This is a genomic window from Nocardiopsis synnemataformans, from assembly GCF_965343085.1.
In the GTDB taxonomy this organism is placed as follows: Bacteria; Actinomycetota; Actinomycetes; order Streptosporangiales; family Streptosporangiaceae; genus Nocardiopsis; species Nocardiopsis alborubida.
Map to the genome: position 1 here is coordinate 180,133 of NZ_CBDRFA010000003.1, position 6,245 is coordinate 186,377.

Below are 6,245 nucleotides of genomic sequence, written 5' to 3' on the forward strand. Positions count from 1 at the left end.
GACCGCCCCTGAGAACGGCTGTGCCCTCCCGGTCCACCGGGAGGGCACAGCCGTTCTTCGGACCCAGGGAACCTCAGGGGAGGGGGTGGTAGTGGAAGCTGCGAAGCACCGCCACCCCGGACAGCGGTGCCACACCGACCACCCGGCCGGTGAACCCTCCCGCCACCTCCGTCGACAGGTAGCGTCCGTCGAACCGGCCCAGCGGGTGGAATCCCTCCCGGTCCCGGTAGCCGAGCTCGACGACGTCCGGTCCGTCGCTGTGCTCCTGCCCGGGAACGGGGGCGACAGCGCGGACGCACAACTCCACGCGATGCCCGGGGAGGGGCACGCGGGCCAGGGTGTGGTCGAGCCCGCCCACGACCGCGCGTGCGACCATCCAGGAGCCGTGCGCCTCCACACCGGCCCAGTGGCGGTCGTCCATGCGCAGGACGAGAGCGGCCAGGCCCTCGTCGAGCACCGCCCGGGCCTCCCACTCCGCGTCGCGGACACGCGTCGCCAGCAGGCGCCGGTGGTCCCGATCCTCCGAGGCCCCGGCCGGTGCCTCGACCGCGGTGAGCACCACGCCCCCGGTCCCGGTCGGAGCGGCGAATCGGCCGGGGTTGAGGCCCGGGGCGATCCACCGCGGGTGCAGCACGTCGCCGGAGAAGTCCTCGTCGAAGCCGTGTGAGTCCTCCGGCGGGCTGTGGCGATCCTCCTCGAAGACCGGCCAGTCGTCCTCCCAACGGATCCCGGTCAGGAAGGTCTCGCGTCCGTTGACGTGGAACCCCGGGGTGGTACCGCGCGGGCGCACCCCCAGGTGCACGGCGGCCCATTCCCCCGAGGGCAGCTCCACCAGGTCGGCGTGCCCGGTGTTCTGCACCGGATGGTCGGTGCTGCGGTGGGTGAGCACCGGGTTGGCGGGGTCGCCCTCGAAGGGACCCGTGACGGAGCGCGAGCGCGCCACCGACACCGCGTGGCCCCGCTCGGTTCCCCCCTCGGCGATGGTCAGGTACCACCAGCCGCCGCGGTGGTGCAGGTGGGGGCCCTCCGGGTGCGCCAGGCCCGTCCCGCACCACAGTGTGGCGGGAGGGGACAGCAGCTCTCCGGTGAACGGGTCGACGCGCGCCTGGGTGATGGGGTGTTCGGCGCCGACCTGTGCCCAGGTCAGGTAGCAACTGCCGTCCGCGTCCCAGGCCAGGTCCGGGTCAATGCCCATGGCCCCGGCGGTGTGCACCGGTGTGCTCCACGGTCCCGCCGGATCCTCGGCGTGGACGATCAGGTGCCCCTTGGCGAACTCCTCGACGTTGGTGGTGACCATCCAGAACAGACCGCCGTGGTGGCGCAGGGTGGGTGCGTAGACACCGCCGCCGGCGCGACCCGAGAGCGTGATCTGCTCGTCGCGGTCGAGCACGTTGCCGATCTGCTCCCAGCGCACCAGGTCGCGGCTGCGGTGGAGGGGGACTCCGGGCAGGTACTCGAAAGAGGAGTTCGCCAGGTAGTAGTCCTCACCCACCCGGCAGACGGACGGGTCGGGGTGGAACCCCGCCAGGACCGGTCGCTCGTTCACGGCCATGCCAACATCCCTTCGTGCCTGATCTTCCACGTGCCGTCCTGGGGGAAGCCTGGACAGTCCTCGTCACTGCCGTCCCAACCGGCCACCATGAGGGAGACCGCTGCGAGCAGACCGCCGTTGGCGGGCAGGTAGACGGGCACCATGCTGCCGATCTGCGGGCAGTGGCCGGTGGCCGAGTACCGGTTCTTGCCGGTGTCCATCAACAACGCGTCCACGGCCAGGTCCGGACGGCCGAGACGAGTGGCTGTCATCGCCATGGTCGGGAAGTCCCATCCCCAGGCGCTGTCCCACCCCCAGTCGTCGCGTACGTCCTCCAGGGTCGCCTCCATCGTCCGCGGGTCGATCAGGGGAGTGGCGGGTACCACGCCCAGCGCGCACAGCAGGGAGGGGTGGTCGTCGCGCCGCAGGTAGGGCTCGGTCGCGATGGCGGTGTAGACGTTCCCGGACCGGTGGGGGCGGGCCAGGTCCTCCTGGACGCGCTGCCACGGCCGGGACCGGCCCAGGCCGCGGCGCTCGCGCCAGGACTGGGCGATCTCCAGGCCCCACCACCAGTAGGCCAGTTCGAAGGTGGGGTCCTCGGTCGTCCTGGCGTCGTAGAACTCCTGGGCCGGGATGATCGGCGCGGCGAGGTGGTACGTGCCCTTGCGCTCCTCCGCGAAGGAGGCCATGAACCAGGCGGTCTCCTCGACCAGGTGACCGAAGCGTTCCAGCAGGTCCTTCCTGTCCTGTTCCCCGCCGCCGCGGTAGAGCAGCTCCAGCAGGTAGAGGGGGTGCGGTTGCTGCCACACGAGCAGGGAACCGATGTCGCTGGGGCTCTCGCGCCCCTCGGGGCCGACCTGCTTGGGCCAGCGCACGCCGTCGTAGCGCTGGCGCCGGGCGGTGTCGCGGGCCGAGTCCAGTACGGACAGGTACCAGTCCATGCTCTGCTCCAGCAGGTGGGGGCGGCCCCACAGGGCGAAGTGCGCAGCGTGCCACCAGTGCATCTCCAGGTGGGACTTGCCCTGCCAGGAGTTGGTCGCCAGCCCGGTCTCCTGCGGGGGCATGGTGCCGGAGCAGTGCACCGCCGTCAGGTACTGGGACAGCACCACGCGGCGCTCCAGTTCGGCCGCACGGGGGTCGGTGCTGCCCGAGAGGTCCACCGCGGCCCCGCAGGTCCAGAAGTCGTACCACCACTCCTCGGAGGCGGCGAGGATCTCCTCGAAGCCTCCTCGCTCGAACCGCGGGCTGTCGGCGGGGGAGAAGGAGACCACCACCTCCAACTCGGCGGCCGGGGTCGTCAGCAGGTACTCGTGCGGCCGACCCGTCCCGCGGACCTCGCCCCGGGACCAGTCCGCCCTCACCGTGTACGCGGTGTCGTCGAGCACGCGGTGGAACCGGCACGCCCCCGCGTCCACGTGCTCGACCGTCGTGCGGTGCGCCTCCGGACGGGTCCAGTCCGAGGTCTGGAAGAAGCCGTCGCTGGCGTAGGGGAACCGGAACACGACGCCGAGCGTGCCCTGCGCCAGAGCCCGGGAGGTGATCCGGAACGCCACCCGCGAGGCGTGCGGGTCGGCGACCGTGGTGACCCGCACCCGTTGCCCGGCGTAGGTGAAGGAGCTGGTCAGCGTCCCCGTCCACAGGTCCAGGCTCTGACGGGTGTCCCCGAGTACCGAGGGGTCGCGCTCCGGTTCGGCGCCGGGAGTTCTCCTCAGGAACAGGCCGACGCGCCCCAGGTCGAGGCGGTGCGGGTTGGCGTTCAACCACGCTCCGGCCCGCTGGTCCTCGGGGAGTCCGCCGCCCATCATCGACGCCAGGTCGAACCTGTCCGCGTACTCGACGGGCCCGCGTGAGGTGTGGTGGACCGACATCGCGTCGTCGAGGGTGAAACCGTCGGGGTTGGGGGCCGAGTGCCATCCCCAGGTCGACAGGGTGGCCGTGTTCACGGCCAGGCGCCGCTCCGCCACCGCCGTCGTCTGGTCGTGGAAGTCCGTGAAGGTCTGCATACCGGTGATGTCCGCGGTGTAGCCGAAGTTCCCGTTGCCGACGGTCATCACCTCGGCCGGGTCGGGGCGCGTCAGTTCCACGGTGTGGCGGCGCACCAGCGCCTGGCGGTCGATGGCGGCTCCGGGGCGGGCGGTGTTGCTCACGTGCTTCTCCCGACGGTGTGGACGTGCGGTCGGTGTTGCGGCCGACGGCGGTGCGAAGCCCCGGCGACGGAGCCGGGACAGGGCTGCTCAGGTGCTGGGGGCACCTGCCGCGCACCGCTGTCGACACTTCCCCGTCCGTGCCGACGGGCTCGCACCGGGTCGGCGGTGCGGCCTCATGCACACGGACAGGCTTTTGAACGCGCGTTACTAACGCGCGTTTGTACGATAGTTCCTGTGGTCCGAGTGCCGACAGGGCGCAGCGGTAACAAAACGGCAATGCGTCTGTCCGGGCCCCTCGTCGCGAACTGACGCGGGTTGACGGAGGGCGGTTACGATGAGCGTCCGACCGCCAGGGCGACCGTGTGACGAAGGGGACCATGACGCCTCCCGCCAAGCGTCCGACCAGTGTGGACGTCGCGCGTGCCGCGGGCGTCTCGCGCACCACCGTCAGCTTCGTGCTCAACGACCGTCCTGGCCAGTCCATCCCCGACGAGACCCGGCGGCGCGTGACGGAGGCGGCCCGGCGCCTGGGCTACCGGCCGCACGCCTCGGCCAGGGCACTGGCCGCAGGGCGCAGCGACATCGTCCTGCTCGCCGTGCCCGGACTCCCCCTGGGAGCGAGCATCAGCCGTTTCGTGGAGGAGTTGGACGCGGCCCTGGCCGACCACGGCCTGACGCTGGTCACCCACCTCACCGGGGAACGCGGGCGCTCCCTGGCCGACGTGTGTGCGAGTGTCGACGCCTCGGCCGTGGTCGGCTTCGGTTCGTTCGACCAGGAGACGGCCCGGGAACTGCGTCGGGCGGGAGCCGCCATCGTCTTCCCCACCGGGATGGACGACTCTCCGGTCACCCGGCCGGTCGGCCGGATGCAGGCCGAACACCTCATCGCACGCGGCCACCGGCGGCTCGGGTACGCCCTTCCGGGCCATCCCCACCTGCTGCCGATGGGGCGCGAACGGCTGCGCGGAGCGGAGGAGGCCTGCGACGCGGCCGGGATCGCTCCACCGGTGGTACTCGACACGACCCTGGAGAGCGAACGGGCCGCGCGGGTCGTCGCGCGGTGGTCCGAGGAGTCGGTCACCGGCGTGTGCGCCTTCAACGACGAGACCGCGGTCGCCGTCCTGGCGGGTATGCGCGAGCAGGAGCTTTCGGCTCCCGAGGACATGGCGGTCATCGGAGTGGACGACATTCCCACCGCCCGCCTGACGGTCCCGGCCCTGACCACGGTGCGGTTCGACCTGCGCGAGGTGGCCCGGCGCAGGGCCGCCGCCGTCGTCGAGGGGCTGGCCGGTCGGGACATCGGAGCGGAGCCCTCCTTCGCCAACCCCCACGTCGTCGAACGGGCCACCACCTGAGTCCAGTCCGGGCCGGGGAAGGGCCGGGCGTCGGGGCACTGCCACTGACGGCCACAGGGCGGGACACGACGGGGGCCTCGGACGTCGGCCCCGCCATGGTTCGACGGGTACGCGCTCCCACGGTGCGCTGCTCCCATGGCCGTACCGCGGACGCGGTAGGCCGAAACGGTGCGTGCGGATGACGCGCGTTCTCCGCCGCTCGCCCAGGATGGTCATGATCCCGGAAAGCGACGGCTCCGACCGGGCCTTCCGGCGCGGACCCGGACACGGACCGCTCTCCGCGCTGATCCGACGAGCGATCGGGGGACTCTCATGGCAGACCAGGCGCCGGCACCCGCATCCGGGTGCTCCGCTCGCGAGCACACGACGGTCCGTGTCGACCGCCGCATGGAAGCCGTCTATCGCGACAGCTACCGCGACTTCGGGTGGGTCGTCGTGAGCGGTGAAGCCCACCGGACACACGGCGACACCGTCATACTCAGGCTCAGGCGGGACCGGTCGGCCAAGGACCGCGCCATGGTCGCGGAGTTGCAGCGCGAGTGCGAGAACGCGTTGGAGGCGATCGCGGACATGCGGGGGCGTCAGGACACGGCCGCGATCACGGTCGCCACGGCCCTCACCGTGGGCATCGTGAGCACGGCCTTCCTCGCCAGCATGGGCCTCGCCCTCACGGCGGGCATGGGCCTGCTGTCGGTGCCGCTCGGCGTCACCGCGTTGGTCGCGCCCTACCTCGTCCGCGGCTGGATGCGGTGGATCAGGGCCGACCGACTGACCCGACTGGTCGACGAGCAGTACGGCATCGTCCACGAGACCCGGACACGGGCTGGCCGTCTCCTGGCCTGAGGACCGGGACGCCAGCGTCGGCGCAGGAGTCCGGCTCTCCGGTTCCCGAGGCTGGCCGCTCACCGACTTCAGCGGTGGCCGGGCTGCTGCGCCCAGGGATGTTCATGGCTTTCGCTGAAGGGGTCCATATCAGGGAACTCGCCATAAGTATCGCGCGTCACCTATGATGTAACGCGCGTTACCAAAGATGGTTGGGCGCCCACACCGCATAGATGTGGCCGCCCACCGACCAGTTCCCCGGGAGAGAGCCACCGATGACGCCCGAGCCCCGCCATGAACCTCCGAGCGAGCAGCCGGCACAGTACGTGGTCGGAGTCGACTTCGGCACCCTGTCCGGGCGTGCCGTCGTGGTGCGCGTTGCCGACGGCA

At 71.6% G+C, this 6,245-nt stretch carries 4 protein-coding genes; 2 read left to right on the top strand and 2 right to left on the bottom strand.

Going from position 1 to position 6,245, the window contains the following annotated elements; genetic code table 11:
- Nucleotides 1-73 precede the first annotated feature (73 nt).
- Together ACSIH6_RS02860 and ACSIH6_RS02865 are read right to left on the bottom strand one after the other, a co-directional pair.
- Nucleotides 74-1,552 (bottom strand): glycoside hydrolase family 43 protein, encoded by a 1,479-nt coding sequence (locus tag ACSIH6_RS02860; protein WP_435106253.1) that lies wholly within the window; start codon nt 1,550-1,552, stop codon nt 74-76.
- Nucleotides 1,543-3,678 carry a hypothetical protein gene (locus tag ACSIH6_RS02865; RefSeq protein WP_435106255.1) on the bottom strand — a complete coding sequence of 712 codons (2,136 nt, stop codon included), beginning with the start codon at nt 3,676-3,678 and terminating at the stop codon, nt 1,543-1,545. Before ACSIH6_RS02865 ends, ACSIH6_RS02860 begins: the two co-directional genes overlap by 10 nt.
- Nucleotides 3,679-4,055: 377 nt before the next feature.
- On the opposite strand from ACSIH6_RS02865, the gene ACSIH6_RS02870 reads away from it, so the two are divergent.
- The gene (locus ACSIH6_RS02870; protein WP_435106257.1) at nt 4,056-5,033 is read left to right on the top strand and encodes a LacI family DNA-binding transcriptional regulator; all 978 of its coding nucleotides are present in this window, start codon (nt 4,056-4,058) and stop codon (nt 5,031-5,033) included.
- Nucleotides 5,034-5,420: 387 nt separating this feature from the next.
- Nucleotides 5,421-5,876, top strand: a complete 456-nt coding sequence (locus ACSIH6_RS02875; protein WP_435106259.1) for a hypothetical protein — start codon at nt 5,421-5,423, stop codon at nt 5,874-5,876.
- The last annotated feature ends 369 nt before the right edge of the window (nt 5,877-6,245 follow it).

Excerpts from the sequence above, each read along its gene's own strand:
- ACSIH6_RS02860 (WP_435106253.1), bottom strand. The coding sequence starts at position 1,552 with ATGGCCGTGAACGAGCGACCGGTCCTGGCGGGGTTCCACCCCGACCCG.
- ACSIH6_RS02870 (WP_435106257.1), top strand. The coding sequence starts at position 4,056 with ATGACGCCTCCCGCCAAGCGTCCGACCAGTGTGGACGTCGCGCGTGCC.
- ACSIH6_RS02875 (WP_435106259.1), top strand. The coding sequence starts at position 5,421 with ATGGAAGCCGTCTATCGCGACAGCTACCGCGACTTCGGGTGGGTCGTC.